We start from the raw sequence: 17,156 nt of genomic DNA on the forward strand, positions 1-17,156 counted from the left end.
CTTATAAACATCCGATTGAGGTCGTTTTTTTCAGTTAGTTTACCTATTTTTGCACTTAGTTGGTTGACAAATAGTCAAAACCGGCAAACCGATATCCAGAAACATTCATAACGCATATAAATGACAACATACGCCCCTTTTGCCAAACCGCTATACGTGATGCTAAAGCCCGTTGGAGCGGTATGCAACCTTGCTTGCAACTATTGCTACTACCTCGAAAAGTCTAAACTGTATCAGGAGAACCCCAAGCACGTGATGAGCGATGAACTGCTCGAGAAGTTCATCGAAGAGTACATCAACTCGCAAACCATGCCGCAGGTACTCTTCACCTGGCATGGAGGCGAAACGCTGATGCGCCCCATCGCATTCTACAAAAAGGCGATGGAGCTGCAAAAGAAATATGCACGCGGACGCACCATCGACAACTGCATTCAAACCAACGGCACACTGCTGACGGATGAGTGGTGCGAATTTTTCAAAGCCAACAACTGGCTGGTAGGCGTATCAATCGACGGGCCGCAGGAGTTTCACGATGAGTACCGCAAGAACAAGCTCGGCAAGCCCTCGTTTGTCAAAGTAATGCAAGGCATCAACTTACTCAAAAAGCACGGGGTGGAATGGAACGCCATGGCGGTGGTCAATGACTTCAACGCCGATTACCCACTCGAATTTTACCGTTTCTTCAAGGAGCTTGACTGTCACTACATTCAATTCGCACCGATCGTAGAGCGTATCTTCCCACACGAAGACGGACGACACCTGGCTTCGCTCGCACAACGCGAAGGGGGCGAACTGGCCGAATTCTCCATCACCCCCGAACAATGGGGAAACTTTCTCTGCACCATCTTCGACGAATGGGTAAAGGAGGATGTGGGCAACTACTACATCCAACTGTTCGACTCGACACTCGCCAACTGGGTCGGCGAGCAACCGGGCGTATGCAGCATGGCCAAAACCTGCGGACACGCCGGAGTGATGGAGTTTAACGGTGATGTGTATTCGTGCGACCACTTCGTATTTCCCGAATTTAAACTGGGCAACATCTACTCCAAAACCCTGGTCGAGATGCTTTATAGCGAACGGCAGAACGCCTTCGGGCAGATGAAGCAGAAATCGCTCCCCACCCAATGCAAGGAGTGCGAATTCCTTTTCGCCTGCAACGGCGAGTGCCCCAAAAACCGATTCGTACGCACCGAAAGCGGCGAATACGGATTGAACTATCTCTGCAAAGGCTATTACCAATTCTTCCAACACGCAGCACCCTATATGGACTTTATGAAAAATGAGCTGATGAACCAACGTCCGCCGGCCAATGTGATGAACGCTACCATAGACATCTCCTAAAGGCTGTATCCGGAGTAAACATAAGACGAACATGTAACGATAATAATTATATAAATTGTAAACTAAATGATGAACAAACTAAAACTTTTCGTGCTGGCACTCTTCGTGCTGGTAACAAGTGCTGCCAAGGCAGACGAAGGTATGTGGCTGCTGCAGCTGATGCAACAGCAGAACTCCATCGACATGATGAAGAAACAGGGGCTCAAGCTCGAAGCCAACGACCTGTACAACCCCAACGGTACCTCACTCAAAGATGCTGTCGGTATCTTCGGCGGCGGCTGCACGGGAGAGATCATCTCGCCCGAAGGCTTGATCCTGACCAACCACCACTGTGGATACGGTTCGATTCAGCAACACAGCTCGGTAGAGCATGACTACCTCACCGATGGTTTCTGGGCTACGTCGAGAGACAAGGAACTGGCTACTCCGGGGCTGAAGTTCACCTTCATCGAACGCATCGAAGACATCACCGACCTGGTCAATGCCAAGGTGGCTGCCAAGGAAATCACCGAATCGGAATCGTTCACCAACACCTTCCTTAGCAAACTGGCCAAAGAGTTGCACAGCAAAAGCGACCTGAAGGACAAAAAAGGAATCGTACCGCAAGCACTGCCTTTCTATGCAGGCAATAAATTCTACTTGTTCTACAAGAAGATATACCCCGACGTACGTATGGTAGCCGCTCCTCCCTCATCGGTAGGTAAGTTTGGCGGCGAAACCGACAACTGGATGTGGCCACGCCATACGGGCGACTTCTCGATCTTCCGTATCTATGCCGATGCCAATGGCGAGCCAACCGAATATGCAGCCACCAACGTGCCGCTGAAAACACCCAAGCACCTACCCATCTCGATCAAAGGATTGAACGAGGGCGACTACGCCATGGTAATGGGATTTCCGGGTAGCACCAGCCGCTACCTCACCGTATCGGAGGTGAAAGAGCGCATGGATGCCAGCAACGCTCCCCGCATCAAAGTGCGTGGTGCTCGCTTGGCGGTACTCAAAGAGGTGATGAACGCCAGCGACAAAACGCGTATCCAATACGCCAGCAAGTATGCCGGTTCGTCAAACTACTGGAAGAACTCGATCGGTATGAACAAAGCCATCATCGACAACAATGTATTGGGCGACAAGGAGGCACAGGAGGCCAAATTTGCCGAGTTTGCCAAAGCACAAAACAATGCCGATTACCTCAGCGTAGTGCAGAAGATCGACGATGCCATAGCCAAAACATCGCCTGTGAAGTATCAACTCACCTGCCTCACCGAGGTGTTTTACAGCGGTATCGAGTTCGGCAGCCCTTTCCAGATCATGGATCAACTGAAGAAAGCGTTGCAAGAGAAGAACGACTCGGCCGTCAATGCCAACATCGAGAAACTCAAAGCAGTCTATGCCGATATTCACAACAAAGACTACGATCATGAGGTAGACCGCAAAGTAGCCAAAGCACTCCTACCGCTTTATGCCGAAATGGTTCCCGCAGGCAGCCGTCCGGCTATCTATACGGTGATCGAAAAGGAGTATAAGGGCGATTACAACAAATATATCGATGCATTGTACAACAGCTCCATCCTTGCCAATCAGGCCAACTTCGACAAGTTCCTGAAGAAGCCGACCGTAAAAGCCATCGACAACGATATGGCCACCGCCTACTCGCGTGCCAAATACGATCAACTGGACGCACTCGACAAGCAGTTGGGCGATCTGCCCAAAGAGCTGGCGTTGCTGCACAAGACCTACATCCGCGGCTTGGGCGAGATGAAGTTGCCTACTCCCTCGTATCCCGATGCAAACTTCACGCTGCGACTCACCTACGGTAACGTGAAACCTTACAGCCCCAAAGACGGTGTGCACTACAAATACTACACAACGACCAACGGTATTCTCGAAAAGGAGAACCCCGACGACCGCGAGTTCAACGTGCCCGCCAAGCTCAAAGAGCTGATCGTTAACAAAGACTTTGGCCGCTACGCACTGCCCAATGGCGATATGCCGGTATGCTTCCTGTCGACCAACGATATCACCGGCGGTAACTCGGGAAGCCCTGTGCTCAATGCCAACGGCGAACTGATCGGTTGTGCCTTCGACGGCAACTGGGAGTCGCTCAGCGGCGACATCAACTTCGACAACGAGTTGCAACGCTGCATCAACCTCGACATTCGCTACGTACTCTTCATCCTCGAAAAACTGGGCGGATGCGGACACTTGATTAACGAAATGACTATTGTAGAATGAGAAAACAACTATTCATAGCTGCCTTGTCGTTGGCTGCGCTCACCGCGCAGGCCGACGAGGGCATGTGGATGCTCACCGACCTGCGGGCGCAGAATGCTGCCGTGATGCGCGAACTCGGTCTGGAAATACCCATTGAGCAAGTATACAGCGATAATGCCATTTCGCTGAAAGATGCCGTTGTGCACTTCGGCGGCGGATGTACGGGCGAGATCATCTCGTCCGAAGGATTGCTGCTGACCAACCACCACTGCGGTTACGGTGCCATTCAGCAACACAGCAGCGTAGAACACGACTACCTGACCGACGGCTTCTGGGCCATGAACCGCAACGAAGAGCTGCCTTGCGAGGGGCTTAAGGTGACGTTCATCGACCGCATCCTCGACATCACTCCCTACGTGCAGGCACAACTTAAGGTAGACGAAGATCCGCAAGGCACCAACTACCTCTCGCCCAAATATCTCGAGAAGGTGGCCGACCGCTTTGCCAAAGCCGAAAACATCGAACTGACCCCGGCTACACGCCTCGAACTGAAAGCCTTCTACGGCGGCAACCGCTACTACCTGTTTGTAAAGACGGTGTACAGCGACATCCGCATGGTAGGTGCGCCTCCCTCATCGATCGGTAAGTTCGGAGCCGACACCGACAACTGGATGTGGCCACGCCAAACGGGCGATTTCTCGCTCTTCCGCATCTATGCCGACAAAGACGGCAAACCGGCCGAATACGCAAAAGACAACGTACCCTTGAAGGTAAAGAAACACCTGAAGATCAATCTGGGTGGCATCGAGAAGAACGACTTCGCCTTCGTCATGGGCTTTCCCGGCCGCAACTGGCGATACATGATCTCCGACGAGGTAGAGGAGCGCATGCAAACCACCAACTTCATGCGTCACCACGTACGTGGCGACCGTCAGGAGGTATTGATGGCGGAGATGCTCAAAGACCCTGCCGTACGTATTCACTACGCCAGCAAGTACGCCTCGAGCGCCAACTACTGGAAAAACGCCATCGGCATGAACGAAGGATTGGTACGTTTGGGCGTACTCGACACGAAACGCGCCCAACAAGAGAAACTCCTGGCTCGCGGCAGCGAAAAGGGCGATAACTCTTATCAGCAAGCCTTCGATCAGATACGCAGCATCGTGCAGCAGCGTCGCGCACCGCTTTATCACCAACAGGCCATCAACGAGGCATTGGTCACAGCACTCGATTTCATGAAGTTGCCATCGACCAAAGAAGTGGCGGTAGCCTTGTCTAAAAAAGGCGGTAAGGATTCTCAAAAAGAGGGTGAGGTTTTACAGAAAGCCCTCGAGGTTTTGCAGAAAAACGGCGAGAAGTATTTCGCCTCCGTACCCTTCCCCGAAGTAGAACGGGCAGTGGCCAAAAAGATGCTTAAGACCTACGCGGGATACATCCCCCAAGAGGAGCGCATCAGCATCTTCAAGGTGATCGACACCCGCTTCAAAGGCGATAGCGATGCCTTTGTCGATGCTTGTTTCAAGTACTCGATATTCGGCAGCAAGGAGAATTTCGACAAATTCATGCGTCGCCCCTCGCTCAACACGCTCGAAAAAGACTGGATGCTGCTGTTCAAATACTCCATCACCGACGGATTGCTGAAAACAGCACTCGCCATGGAACAAGCCAACAAGAACTATGACGCCGCCCACAAGGTATGGGTCAAGGGAATGATGGATATGAAGCAGGAGAACGGCACCCCGATCTATCCCGATGCCAACTCGACCTTGCGTCTGACGTACGGTAAGGTGCGCCCTTACGAGCCTGCCGACGGAGTGGTTTACGATTACTACACCACCCTCAAAGGAGCGATGGAGAAGGAAGATCCCAATAATTGGGAATTCGTTGTGCCGGCCAAACTGAAACAACTGTATCAAGCCAAAGACTTCGGCCGCTATGCGATGAAGAATGGCGAGATGCCCGTTTGCTTCATCATCGATACCGATAATACGGGAGGAAACTCGGGTAGCCCCGTGTTCAACGGCAAAGGCGAACTGATCGGAACCGGTTTCGACCGTAACTACGAAGGGTTGACAGGCGATATCGCCTTCCGCCCATCATCGCAGCGAGCTGCCTGCGTAGACATCCGCTATACGCTGTTCATCATCGACAAGTATGCCGGAGCTTCGCACCTGATCGATGAACTCGACATTGTAGCAGAGTAAACACACTCGCGCTACGAAAATACGCATCAAAGCCTCACAGCCTGTTCTCCGCCCCACCGGGTGCAATCAAAAGAGAATAAGCTGTGAGGCTTTTTTAGATGAAATTCTCTACCAGATACATATCCTCTACCACCTCTTCGGGGCTGCCCAATCGTTCGAGCTCGCTGATAAAGCGACGTTCGCTACTCGAGGCCCAATAGTAAAATTCGGGGTTGGCACACGTATGCTCCGTACTCTCTAAGAGCAACCCGAGGTCAAATTCATCGCTTACAACTCCTGCACCTGCCCGAAGGGCATCGTGTGCGTTGCAATCCTGCTCGATGTGGGCGGGCACCATCAACACCGGCTTGCCCAGAAACATCGCTTCGCATATCGATTCGAATCCTGCTGTGCAGGCATACGCTTTGCAACCTGCCAGGTATTTTAGAAATTTCATATCATCTATCTGATGAAAAGTTAATGTATCATCTATCTGTTTCTCGTCGTCCGCATCGGCCTTGTCCCAGAAGAAATGCAACGGCACCTTGGGGTGAGCCGCATGAAAGGCCTCTACCCCATCGGCAAATCCGGCATTGACCATGTATCCGTGAATGTAATCGCCCCGCTCGGGTCTGATCGAGGTCACCTCGCGCCGCAGCAACGGAGGCATCACCACGATTTTGCTGCCGCGATCCTCGTGCATGTGGCTGAACGACAGAGCCAGCCGACGCTTGGTGCGAAGACTCGTCAGCCGGGTGAAGAAGCGCAGCATCGTTAGCTGCACGGCACTTTTCTGCGGAAACGAGAACTCCCGGTGCAGAAAAAGATATTGATGCCCGATGCATACATACGGAACCGAAGGGCGGAAGAATGCATAGGTAAGCCCCGTGAGCAATTCGTAGAAGTTGATTACGATATCGGCCTTGGTCTCCTTGATGCGTTCGTTTATATACGCCATGCTCCGCAAATACTCGGGCATACGCAAGAGATTGTAGGTAAAGCTTCTCATTAAATCGGCTCGTTTATTGTCTGCCGTAGGCAGAAAGTTCGGACTCAGAAAACGCTTCACCGGAGCATGAATGTTTCGGTTGAAAAAGCCGGGCAACGTGCGCGATGAGCTCTTCCCAACAAGTACCTCGACCACCTGATGGCCGTTGCGTCTTAACATCTCTTCGAGGGTAATGGCTTGCGTAAAATGTCCTCTGCCCTCGCCTTGTACAATAAATAAGAATTTCATGATGCTATCGTTATTGGTTCTTTATAAAAGTTTACCTGTCAACCATTAGTAAGATTTTGATAGGCAAAGGTCTATTTTACAGATGACAGAAGAATGTCTACCGTATGACTATTGCATGAACAAAAAGGCATTTTTCGCGTTATAATAAGAAAATAGTAATTATATTCGCAGTCTGAAAACAGGCTGCATTCATTTTTTGAAGAAAGGAAAAAGATTATGGAAAGATTTGAAGAATTGATACAGTCCCCCTTTCCCGTTTTAGTTGACTTCTTTGCCGAGTGGTGTGGCCCTTGCAAAGCGATGAAACCCATACTCGAGGAGTTGAAATCGAAAGTGGGCGATAAGGCTCGTATTGCAAAGATTGATGTAGATCAGCATAAAGACCTGGCACATCGGTTTAAGATACAAACCGTACCTACGCTCATTCTGTTTGTTAACGGAGAGTCTGTGTGGCGGCAATCGGGAGTAATGTCTGCCAAAGATTTGGCAGAAGTGATAGAACAATACACACATAAAAAATAAGAATGAAAAAAGTAATTGTAATGGTCGCTCTCGTCATGATGGGTATGTTTGCATACGCCACCAACGACGGCGCGAAAGTCTCTCAGACAGGTAAGGTAGCGGACAGTGGCGAGGTAATTGCCATGAACAAAGCCATGTTTATTAATAATGTATTCGACTTTCAGCAGAAAGCAGCCGCATGGAAATACAAAGGAACCAAACCGGCTATCATCGACTTGTATGCCGACTGGTGTGGCCCCTGCCGCCAAACAGCCCCTATCATGAAGGAGCTTGCCAAAGAGTATGCCGGAAAGATTGTGATCTACAAAGTCAATGTAGATAAGGAAAAGGAGCTTGCTGCTCTTTTCAACGCAACCAGCATTCCGCTTTTTGTGTATATCCCCTTGAATGGCGAACCGCAAATGATGCGTGGCGCGGCCGATAAGGCAACGTTTAAGAAAGCCATCGATGAGTTTCTATTGAAATAAAAGATAGCTCCCCTTAGGGGGAGGAAGAAGTAATAAGGGCTACATTCTCGTAAGAATGTAGCCCTTATTGTTTGAAATAGCCGGAACCTTTGAGTGCGATGGTCGGAACCTTTGCCTCATATAGTCGGAACCTCCGGGTAGTGTGGTCGAGCCCTTTTCAGCTCCCGACTATTCCGTATGGTTTTACTTATCGCCGAAGTAACGGTTGTACAGTCCTTCGAAACCTTTGCCATGACGAGCTTCGTCTTTGCACATTTCGTGAACGGTATCGTGAATAGCGTCGAGGTTCAATGCCTTAGCACGTGTAGCGATACGTTTTTTGTCTTCGCAAGCACCTTGCTCTGCATCTTTACGTTTCTGCAAGTTGGTCTTTGTATCCCATACGCAGTCGCCCAACAATTCGGCAAACTTAGAAGCGTGTTCTGCCTCTTCCCAAGCATAGCGCTTGAAAGCCTCAGCTACCTCGGGGTAACCTTCGCGATCGGCCTGACGGCTCATAGCCAAGTACATACCTACTTCGGTACATTCGCCCAAGAAGTGGTTGTTCAGGTCTTTGATCATCTCTTCGTCGCAACCTTTGGCTACGCCGATTACGTGTTCGTCAGCAAAAGCCAAGGCACCGCCTTCTACTTCAACAACTTCTACAAATTTGCTGGCAGGAGCTTTGCACAAAGGACATTTCTCGGGAGCTGCGTCACCTTCATGAACGTAACCGCAAACAGTACATCTAAATTTCTTCATTTCTTTTTTCTTTTTAATTAATTAGTCAATTATATGTTCTAAACAGTTCTTGCAAATACCTTTATAATAATAATGCATTTCTGTTATTTCATTTCCTTCTGATTGAAACTCTTCGGTAACCTTCGTATCGAGCTTCGATTTCAGATCATAAATCTTACCACATTCTTTGCATAAGAAGTGGGCGTGTGCCGATGTATCGGCGTCAAAATTCGTGTTTCGCTCGTCAATAGTGAGCATGAGCGCGGCTCCTTGTTCGGCAAAAAGCCGTAGTGTGTTGTGAACGGTGGTCCTGGAGAGCGTAGGCATTACGGGCGACAAAGCAGTATAGATTTCGTCGGCAGAGGGATGCGTACGATGCTCCACTAAGTAATCCATGATGGCCATGCGCTGCATGGACGGTTTAATATTATAGGTAATTAATCGCTCGTATGACTCCATTTATTTACTTTATCCAATATTGTAATGATTACAACTTTATTTCGAGTGCAAAGATATAGGTTTCTTTGATAGTAGCAAATTATTTGCAGAAATAATTGAAAAAAAAAGTCATCTCATCAAATCTATGCAGACGTTGATGAGATGACTTCTTTCGATAAATGAGCTACTTAGCTGTACGAAGAAAATACTTAGTTCAGCCCTCGGTTCTTAAGCAGTGGTTCAATACCGGGCTTTTTGCCGCGGAAGTTGGTGTACATATCCATGGCATCGTTGATACCTCCGGGGGTAAGTATGTGCTTACGGAACTTGCCGGCTACCTCTTTATTGAAGATATTGCCGGTTTCTTGGTAGGCATTGTAGGCGTCGCTATCGAGTACCTCGGCCCAGATGTAACTGTAATAGCCGGCTGTGTATCCGCCACCCATGGTATGGTTGAAATAGGTAGTGCGGTAACGGGCGGGAATCTGCTTCAAGAGTCCGCGCTTGCCCAGTACATCGGCTTCGAAAGCTACCACATCCATATCGGCAGGAATCTCTTTGAGTACATGGACATCCATGTCGAGCAGCGATGCGGCAAGGTATTCGGTCGTAGCAAAGCCTTGTCCGTACTTGCCGCTCTTATCGAGCTTTTCGATGAGCGATTTGGGCATTACCTTGCCTGTTTTATAATGTTTGGCATATACCTTTAGCACTTCGGGTTCGAACACCCAGTGCTCCATTACTTGCGAGGGCAGTTCGACAAAGTCGCGCGGAACGCCCGATATGCCATAGTAATGAACATCTTTAAAGAGGTTGTGCAGGGCATGGCCAAATTCGTGGAACATGGTGCTCGCCTCGTCGGCACTCAGCAGGGCAGCCTGTCCGGCAGCAGGTTTGGTGAAGTTGCAAACGATGGTCACCACCGGTGCCACACGTGCGCCGTCCTGATAGGTTTGCGAGCGGTACGTACCACACCAAGCTCCACCACGCTTGCTGGCACGGGGGAAGTAGTCGAGATACAACACGCCCAAGTGGGTGCCGTCGCTGTCTTTGCACTCAAATGCTTCGGCTTCTTCGTAAGGCAACGGAATGTTCTTGAGTGGTGTAAAGGTGATGCCGTAGAGTTTGTTGGCTACGTAGAACATACCTTCGCGCACATTATTCAGTTCGAGATAAGGACGCACTTCGTTCTCGTCGAGGTTAAACTTGGCTTTCTTGGCCTTCTCGAAATAGTAACGCCAATCCCAGCCTTCGGGTTCAAAGCTGCCGCCTTCTTTCTTGATCTCGGCACGGATATCGGCCAGCTCTTCATTGGTTTTGTTGAGTGCCGGTGTCCAGATTTGGTCTAAGAGTTCATATACATTCTCGCTTTTTTTCGACATGCGGTCTTCGAGCACGAACGAGGCATAATCGGGATAACCCATCAGGCGGGCTTTCTCCAGACGACAGTTAATGAGTTTCTTCACCACCTCTTTATTATCCTGCTCGTTGCCGTTGTTGCAACGGTTGATGTAGGCATTGTATATCTGGCGGCGCAACTCGCGGTTATCGGCATATTGCAAGAAAGGCATCACGCTGGGGTTTTGAAGGGTGAACACCCACTTACCCTCTTTGCCTGCTGCTTTGGCTACCTCGGCAGCCGACGCAATGAGGCTTTCGGGCAAACCGGCAAGGTCTTTCTTCTGATCGATCACCAGTTGGTAGGCATTGGTTTCCTTGAGCATATTCTGCCCGAAGGTGAGCTGCAACATAGATATTTCGGTGTTGAGCTGGCGCAAACGTGCCTGTCCGGCTTCATCCAGATTGGCTCCTCCGCGAACGAAGTCTTTATAAGTCTCCTCCAGCAGTTTCGTCTGTTCCGGATTCAGATTGAACACGTTACGGCGGTCATATACTTGTTTGACACGGGCAAACAAGGCTGCATTCAAGCTGATATCGTCGCCGTGGGTCGACAGCAAGGGAGAGAGCTCTTTACTCAACGCCTGCATCTGCTCGTTGGTGTTGGCACTATTGAGGCCGTAGAACACCGAGCTTACCTTCCGCAAAAGTGTTCCGCTCTGATCGAGCGCCACAATGGTGTTTTCAAAATCGGGCATCGAACGCTGTTTCACCAACGCCTCAATATCCGCCTTCTGCTCTTGCATACCGAGCAGAAATGCTTCTTTGTAATGCTCTGCCTTGATCTGATCGAACGGCGGAACATTGAAAGGTGTGGAGTACGTTGTCAGAAAAGGGTTTCCTGTCGTCGAGCCTGCATTTTGTCCGTAAGCGGAGGCAGACACCGCTAAGGTGAACCCGGCAACCATAAGCATCTTCTTCATGTTTCTTGTCTATTTAATGGATCATTATTGAATATTCAGGGCAAAAATAGTATAAAAAAAACGATTTGCCGACATTTCGTTCATTTTCGATGACTTTAATCGTTTGCGCCCAACTGTTTTATCGATTGAATAAACAATTGGGCGCTACACGGAATATCGTCTGTTTGCTATAACTTACCGATCTCTATACCCGCCTTTTTCCAGCGATCTAATATGGGCGACAAGCATTTCAGAAAACGATCATAGTTCTTGTTTTCGTTGACCGTCCACCCACATTCTGCATAGGCAGCCAAACGGGGATATACTTTCGTATTCATATTCTCAGCGGTGGGAACAAACTCGCTCCACATCTGGCACCCTAAGCCCAGCACTTTGCCTTGCAGTTCGGCAGGCAATTCTTTAGGTATCGGATTGAATGCATAAGCTTTCGATAAGGTAATCGAAGCATAATCCAAATAAGTAGAAGAATGGTATGAGTTTACAACTTCATACCCACTCTTAATGGTAGAGGTTATCAGTCCGGGAGCTCCCTGCCAAAACTGTACGATGGTATTTTTAGAGAGTTTCTGCTTCATCTCTCCTTCGTCCTTGTTTTGATAGTCGTGCAAGCGGTCGCCGGTAATTTCATTCCAGCCCATCATCCGCTTACCTTTTGTGGCTAAGAGATTAGATATGTTGTTGGTAAAAAAGACTTGAAGTTCGGCAGGACTTTTCAAGTTGTGTTTTGCCATGTATGCCTTCACCTCGGGCGATTCGTTCCAATGGTTGGGTCTTACTTCATCTCCTCCGATATGAATAATGGGAGCGGGAAACAGCGCGATCACTTCGTCTATAACCTCCTCAAAGAAACGAAGAACTTTGGGATCGGTCACATTAAAGATGTCGTACTGAACACCAAATTTGCAGGGTACCTTAATCTGTTTATTGGTCACTCCAAGCCACGGATAGGCGGCAATGGCTGCACTGGCATGTCCGGGCATCTCTATTTCGGGTATCACCTGAATATGACGCCGAGTGGCATAAGCAATTATTTCCTTAATATCTTTTTGAGTGTAATAGCCCGAATGAGGCAGACCATCGTATTCATTGCTACCGAAGTGCTTAATCTCCGTCGAGTCTCTATATCCGCCAATTTCTGTCAGACGCGGGTATTTCTTTATTTCGATTCTCCATCCCTGATCGTCGGTCAAATGCCAGTGAAACACATTCATTTTCAACAATGCCATTTGATCTAAAACTCTTTTTACCTCTTGTTTTCCTTTGAAATGGCGTCCTTCGTCGAGCATGAAAGCTCTCCAGCTAAAAGCCGGATAATCGGTGATTGTTCCTTGCTGTACGGTAAGTGTATTTTCGCAACGGATGATGATCTGTCGTAGTGTTTGAATGCCGTTGAATATCCCGTTGGCAGATGCTGCAGTCAGTTTGATTCCATCGGCAGATACATCCAATGTATATCCGTTTTCTTTCAACCCCGTCTGCTGAGGATCGAGATTCAACAGAATATCTCCTTTTTCCTTGGAAGAAAGCAGTTTGACTTTTACGCCAAACTCATCCGACAAATACTCTTTCAAGAAACCCACCTCACTTCGCAATTGTTTGGGATAAGTCACTTTAACACTCTTTCCCAAGGTCAGTGTTCCTGTTTTATAAACGACCGATTGCGGATAAGGAACGATTGAATACCCCTCCATTGAAACAGCTTTGAGAGAAAAAAAGGCCAGTAACAGGCAAATACCGATTACTCTTGCGTAGTTTTGATGCATAATGAATATAGTTTGATATGTAAATTGTATATACTAAGTCGGTGAAATCAGCCACTTTCAGATTTATTATGGGTTTATCTGTTTGTAATATTGAATACGTTTGCCCCAAGGCCTGTATTCGAAAGGAAAAACAGATTGTTGTTTAGCCCACAGGTTCCACTTCTTCTCCAAAGCTTTGACTTTACGGGGGTATTGAGCCGAAAGATCGTTTGTTTCGAACGGATCGGTCAGTAGGTTTATCAGTTCCCAAGGTTGCTTACCATTATTGCGAACAAGTTTCCAGCCGTTCGAGATGATAGCACACGAGGTTTGATGTTCAAAATACAACTCACGAGACGCTATTTTCCCACCATTCAACAACGGAAATATACTTTTCCCATCGGGAAAAGACACGTTATGCCCCCGGAATTGTTGCGGATAAGCTACCGAAGCCAATTCGAGACAAGTAACTGGAATATCAATAATATGGGTCAGGTCATGGCATATTTCACCTTTACGAAGGTTGAAGCGGTCCCCACCCGATGCTACGATCAATGGAGCACTGGTTCCTCCCTGAAAGCACCATTGCTTATAGCTCCGGTAAGGAGTGTTGCTTAGATCGGCAGCTAACTGGGTGGTTAAATCTCCTTCGTTGGTAGCTCCGTTGTCGCTTAAAAATAAAAAGAGAGTATTGTCAAGCATTCCCTTCTCTTTGATTGCCTGTATTATTTCGCCGATGCCATCGTCCATGACTTCGATCATAGCTGCAAAGGTAGCCATCTCTGTGACCCAACGTTCTTGTTGTTCAGGAGTTAAATCGACCCACGACGGTCGCTTTCCGCCAAACTCCTTTTGGTAAACCGGAAGCGTGTGCCCACTCTCTATAAGCCCCGCTTCTTGCAAATGCTTAAAGCGCTGCTCGCGCAACCGGTCGTAGCCCACACGGTATCGCTCCTTGCACGCATCAACTCTTTCCTTAGGAGCTTGCAAGGGTCTATGCGGAGCATAATGTGCTACATACATAAACATCGGAGTGCTTGCCTGATGGGCATGAATGAAACTCACAGCCGAGTCGGTGATTGCTGTTGTATAATAATAGTCATCGGGGAGATTGGTGATCGGTGTTGTGCTCGAGTAAAGAGGCTTAGGCGTATAATAACTACCACCTCCGCTCAGGCAACCGTAGTATTTATCGAACCCGCGTTCGGTAGGATAACTCCCGTTGGGTTTAGAAAAAGCATCATCGAGGGTTACATGCCACTTGCCACTCATGTATGTATGGTAGCCATTAGCTTTCAAGACTTCAGCAACAGTGGGATAATTACCCGACAGCTCGCCACGGTATCCGGGACGATGTTCATCAACGGCCGTCATCCAACCCATCCCTACTCCGTGTTGATATCTTCCGGTGAGTAACGATGCCCGGCTGGGACAGCTACGTCCCGCATTCTTGAACTGACTGAATCTCAATCCGTTTTCTGCCAGATAGTCAATATGGGGTGTACGCACCTCTCCTCCATAGCATCCTAAATCAGAGAAGCCCATGTCATCACACATAATCAATACAATATGAGGAGGTTGAGTTGCCCATACTGCTTGTAGCGAAGAGGCCCACAGCACTGATACCAATAGGTGTTTCTTTTTCATTTAATTAAAATAAGAGGTTATAAAGTTTCGTATTTCCTTTACGAATATATAATTGCAGACCGCTTCTTTACCAAATAGATCCACCTTCATCGACTACTATTGCCAGAACAATAGATTCAGATATAATGCCAAAAGTTACTTACATAACCGATTGTCGCACTATAAATACAAAGATAATATAAAAAAGTGGAATTATTTTCTTTGTTACAAAAAATTAGAGGAATGCATATCGACAATGCATTCCTCCATCTTTCACAAGAAGTGATAATAAAATTATAAATTTCTTGCTATCAACTATTATTCAATTGGCTGCGCACCAGTATCACCTTCTATCTTCCAACCCGGATTTTGATATACAATTGAGGTTGAAAAATCATTTTTATCCGAAGCCGTTTGACGAAACACAGCCATACCAATAGGATTCAGATAATGTGCCGGAGCGAATAGAAAACCTTTCTGCGCAGCAATCATATTATTCTTTGTAATTTTTTCATAAGGAACAATATATTTGCTCAATTCGGACGATGACATATTCCCATCAATCGGGTCAACCTTACATAAATCCCTTAACTGCGCCTCATAGCCACTACCCCAATATAACATCCCTTCAACGCGATAGGGTTTGGTTTTAAACTGATCGCAAGCACGCCACCTTTTCAAATCATCCCAACGAAAAGCTTCTGCACACAACTCGTTACGCCGTTCTCTACGAATATTATACAAGGTGGGGCTTATCAAAACGCCATGTGAATAGGCTCCAAAATCTCCCTTAGCCTCTTCCGCCATAAGGGTGGCTGCAACAGTTTTAGTAAAATCCTCATCAACCTTAGCACGACGCCTCAATGCCTTCCAATATTTCCCCGCTGTCCCATCTATATTTCCACTTCTCTCATAAGATGCTTCCATGTAGATAAGCAATGCTTCAGCAGCACGGAAAACAATACCACCCGAGGTACCAGCATCATGATCGTTAGCCATATGGCTATCATAGTGTTTGCCTTTCTTAATGATAAAACCAGTAGTAGCCAGACTACCTTTATCACCATAAATATAGCGAATAGTACAATGAGATGGGATACCGGTAGTGCTATAATAGTTAACATCACCCATATCAACAGTATTTGCGTCTCCAGGTTTTTTGGTAAAGATCATGATACGCGAGTCTCTATTTTTTAATGTAGAATTAACTCCCAATTTTTCCCAATCAGGATCATATCCCGAAGCAGCAGCATAGACAGGGAGCCCATTACGCATTAAAAAAGAGTTGATCATACCGCGTGACCAACCGGATCCACCACCGTTACGAGTTAATTCCATTTGCAAGTTATTGACAGTCAACCCTTCTTTAAACTGTTTCCACATAAGAATTTCATCATACCCTTCCATGTTTACATCACAAAACATTGTATAATAAGGATTGATTGATACCATTGCAGCACTCATTCCTTCGGGAGTATCAGTATTTTCTGCTAAACGATCTACGATATAATCGCCTACTACCTTAGATGACTTCATCGCTTCATCTAAGAAATAATTAATTTCGTTATCTATATTAAAACCTGCTACGTCAGTTGCATTTCCTTGCCAACCCGGTCCTCCTGGAACAAAAGCAGTACCCTTGTGGTATTTCTCCCAAGTAGCTTCAAACAGAGCAACACGAGCTCGAAGCAAATAAGCTACATTCTTACTGACACGATTCTTTCCTCCAGGTGCTTTTTCAAGTAATAATTCTATTGCCCTATCCAAATCTTCGAGGATAAACCGAGCTACTTTGTTACGTGGTTGACGTTTACTGCTCTCAATTAATGTAGCCTCAATGTCTGGGAGTGCAGTTGTAACAATCGGTAAATCTCCTAAAGCGACTAACTTTTTATAGTAATTATATGCACGAATTACATACATTTCACCAATATAATGCTTCACATTGTCCTGATTTCCGGTTATTAATCCCGAATCAAATTTGGGCAATACATTATCAAAAAAATAGTTGCACGAACGAATTTTATCCCAAGTCCAATCACCTTCACCTGATGGAACTTTCTTTTGCCCAGGAATCCAAAATGAAGGATAATCACCACTTACTTGATTATCGGTATCATTATCTTTAGCAAAAAGATTAAGACCATAGGCATTGTCAACCGTTTCAAACGGATAGGCATTAATCGTGTAGGCTGCCAAATCACTTTCTGCTGTAAAATATCTTTCGGGAATAACCTGATCCAACGGTTCTCTGTCAAGAAAATCATTACAGCCTGTTAGAGTCCCAAACAAGAAAGTTCCTATTGTAAAAATTTCTATGTATTTTTTCATAATATTCTAAA

At 47.2% G+C, this 17,156-nt stretch carries 12 protein-coding genes; 5 read left to right on the forward strand and 7 right to left on the reverse strand.

Translation table 11 applies throughout. The features are described 5' to 3' along the window. Positions 1–120 precede the first annotated feature (120 nt). The 3 genes from TY03_RS05320 to TY03_RS05330 all read left to right on the forward strand — a co-directional run bounded on the left by TY03_RS05320 (position 121) and on the right by TY03_RS05330 (position 5,762). A complete protein-coding gene (locus TY03_RS05320; RefSeq protein ID WP_042368025.1) occupies positions 121–1,344 on the forward strand; it encodes an anaerobic sulfatase-maturation protein in 1,224 nt (407 codons plus the stop codon). 69 nt (positions 1,345–1,413) lie between these two features. After that, positions 1,414–3,579, forward strand: coding sequence for a S46 family peptidase (locus tag TY03_RS05325; RefSeq protein WP_042369187.1), 2,166 nt, complete (start codon positions 1,414–1,416; stop codon positions 3,577–3,579). Next, positions 3,576–5,762, forward strand: coding sequence for a S46 family peptidase (locus TY03_RS05330; protein WP_042368027.1), 2,187 nt, complete (start codon positions 3,576–3,578; stop codon positions 5,760–5,762). Before TY03_RS05325 ends, TY03_RS05330 begins: the two co-directional genes overlap by 4 nt. A gap of 94 nt (positions 5,763–5,856) precedes the next feature. Here the strand turns inward: TY03_RS05330 and TY03_RS05335 are convergent, their stop codons facing one another. Then, a complete protein-coding gene (locus TY03_RS05335; protein ID WP_042368031.1) occupies positions 5,857–6,978 on the reverse strand; it encodes a glycosyltransferase family protein in 1,122 nt (373 codons plus the stop codon). A gap of 216 nt (positions 6,979–7,194) precedes the next feature. Between TY03_RS05335 and trxA the strand changes: the two genes are divergently transcribed. Together trxA and TY03_RS05345 are read left to right on the forward strand one after the other, a co-directional pair. Then, positions 7,195–7,500: a thioredoxin gene (gene trxA / locus TY03_RS05340; protein ID WP_042368033.1), complete on the forward strand. Its 306-nt coding sequence runs from the start codon at positions 7,195–7,197 to the stop codon at positions 7,498–7,500. A 2-nt stretch (positions 7,501–7,502) separates the two neighbouring features. Further along, the gene (locus TY03_RS05345) at positions 7,503–7,967 is read left to right on the forward strand and encodes a thioredoxin family protein (RefSeq protein ID WP_042368035.1); all 465 of its coding nucleotides are present in this window, start codon (positions 7,503–7,505) and stop codon (positions 7,965–7,967) included. A 183-nt stretch (positions 7,968–8,150) separates the two neighbouring features. Here the strand turns inward: TY03_RS05345 and TY03_RS05350 are convergent, their stop codons facing one another. The 6 genes from TY03_RS05350 to TY03_RS05375 form a co-directional block, all read right to left on the reverse strand. Beyond that, a complete protein-coding gene (locus TY03_RS05350; RefSeq protein ID WP_042368037.1) occupies positions 8,151–8,708 on the reverse strand; it encodes an NADH peroxidase in 558 nt (185 codons plus the stop codon). A 21-nt stretch (positions 8,709–8,729) separates the two neighbouring features. Continuing rightward, positions 8,730–9,146, reverse strand: a complete 417-nt coding sequence (locus tag TY03_RS05355) for a Fur family transcriptional regulator (RefSeq protein WP_042368040.1) — start codon at positions 9,144–9,146, stop codon at positions 8,730–8,732. A gap of 188 nt (positions 9,147–9,334) precedes the next feature. Then, positions 9,335–11,446, reverse strand: coding sequence for a M3 family metallopeptidase (locus TY03_RS05360; protein ID WP_042368042.1), 2,112 nt, complete (start codon positions 11,444–11,446; stop codon positions 9,335–9,337). Positions 11,447–11,613: 167 nt separating this feature from the next. Continuing rightward, positions 11,614–13,209 carry a beta-N-acetylhexosaminidase gene (locus TY03_RS05365; RefSeq protein ID WP_042368044.1) on the reverse strand — a complete coding sequence of 532 codons (1,596 nt, stop codon included), beginning with the start codon at positions 13,207–13,209 and terminating at the stop codon, positions 11,614–11,616. Positions 13,210–13,275: 66 nt separating this feature from the next. Next, the gene (locus TY03_RS05370) at positions 13,276–14,835 is read right to left on the reverse strand and encodes an arylsulfatase (protein ID WP_042368045.1); all 1,560 of its coding nucleotides are present in this window, start codon (positions 14,833–14,835) and stop codon (positions 13,276–13,278) included. A 297-nt stretch (positions 14,836–15,132) separates the two neighbouring features. Next, complete coding sequence (locus tag TY03_RS05375) at positions 15,133–17,145, reverse strand: RagB/SusD family nutrient uptake outer membrane protein (RefSeq protein WP_042368046.1); 2,013 nt, start codon at positions 17,143–17,145, stop codon at positions 15,133–15,135. Positions 17,146–17,156: the final 11 nt, after the last annotated feature.

The sequence above is a fragment of the Bacteroides neonati genome, assembly GCF_000499785.1.
Taxonomy (GTDB): Bacteria; Bacteroidota; Bacteroidia; order Bacteroidales; family Bacteroidaceae; genus Bacteroides; species Bacteroides neonati.

Excerpts from the sequence above, each read along its gene's own strand:
- TY03_RS05320 (WP_042368025.1), top strand. The coding sequence starts at position 121 with ATGACAACATACGCCCCTTTTGCCAAACCGCTATACGTGATGCTAAAG.
- TY03_RS05360 (WP_042368042.1), bottom strand. The coding sequence starts at position 11,446 with ATGAAGAAGATGCTTATGGTTGCCGGGTTCACCTTAGCGGTGTCTGCC.
- TY03_RS05355 (WP_042368040.1), bottom strand. The coding sequence starts at position 9,146 with ATGGAGTCATACGAGCGATTAATTACCTATAATATTAAACCGTCCATG.
- TY03_RS05365 (WP_042368044.1), bottom strand. The coding sequence starts at position 13,209 with ATGCATCAAAACTACGCAAGAGTAATCGGTATTTGCCTGTTACTGGCC.
- TY03_RS05335 (WP_042368031.1), bottom strand. The coding sequence starts at position 6,978 with ATGAAATTCTTATTTATTGTACAAGGCGAGGGCAGAGGACATTTTACG.
- TY03_RS05345 (WP_042368035.1), top strand. The coding sequence starts at position 7,503 with ATGAAAAAAGTAATTGTAATGGTCGCTCTCGTCATGATGGGTATGTTT.
- TY03_RS05330 (WP_042368027.1), top strand. The coding sequence starts at position 3,576 with ATGAGAAAACAACTATTCATAGCTGCCTTGTCGTTGGCTGCGCTCACC.
- TY03_RS05375 (WP_042368046.1), bottom strand. The coding sequence starts at position 17,145 with ATGAAAAAATACATAGAAATTTTTACAATAGGAACTTTCTTGTTTGGG.
- TY03_RS05370 (WP_042368045.1), bottom strand. The coding sequence starts at position 14,835 with ATGAAAAAGAAACACCTATTGGTATCAGTGCTGTGGGCCTCTTCGCTA.
- trxA (WP_042368033.1), top strand. The coding sequence starts at position 7,195 with ATGGAAAGATTTGAAGAATTGATACAGTCCCCCTTTCCCGTTTTAGTT.
- TY03_RS05325 (WP_042369187.1), top strand. The coding sequence starts at position 1,414 with ATGAACAAACTAAAACTTTTCGTGCTGGCACTCTTCGTGCTGGTAACA.
- TY03_RS05350 (WP_042368037.1), bottom strand. The coding sequence starts at position 8,708 with ATGAAGAAATTTAGATGTACTGTTTGCGGTTACGTTCATGAAGGTGAC.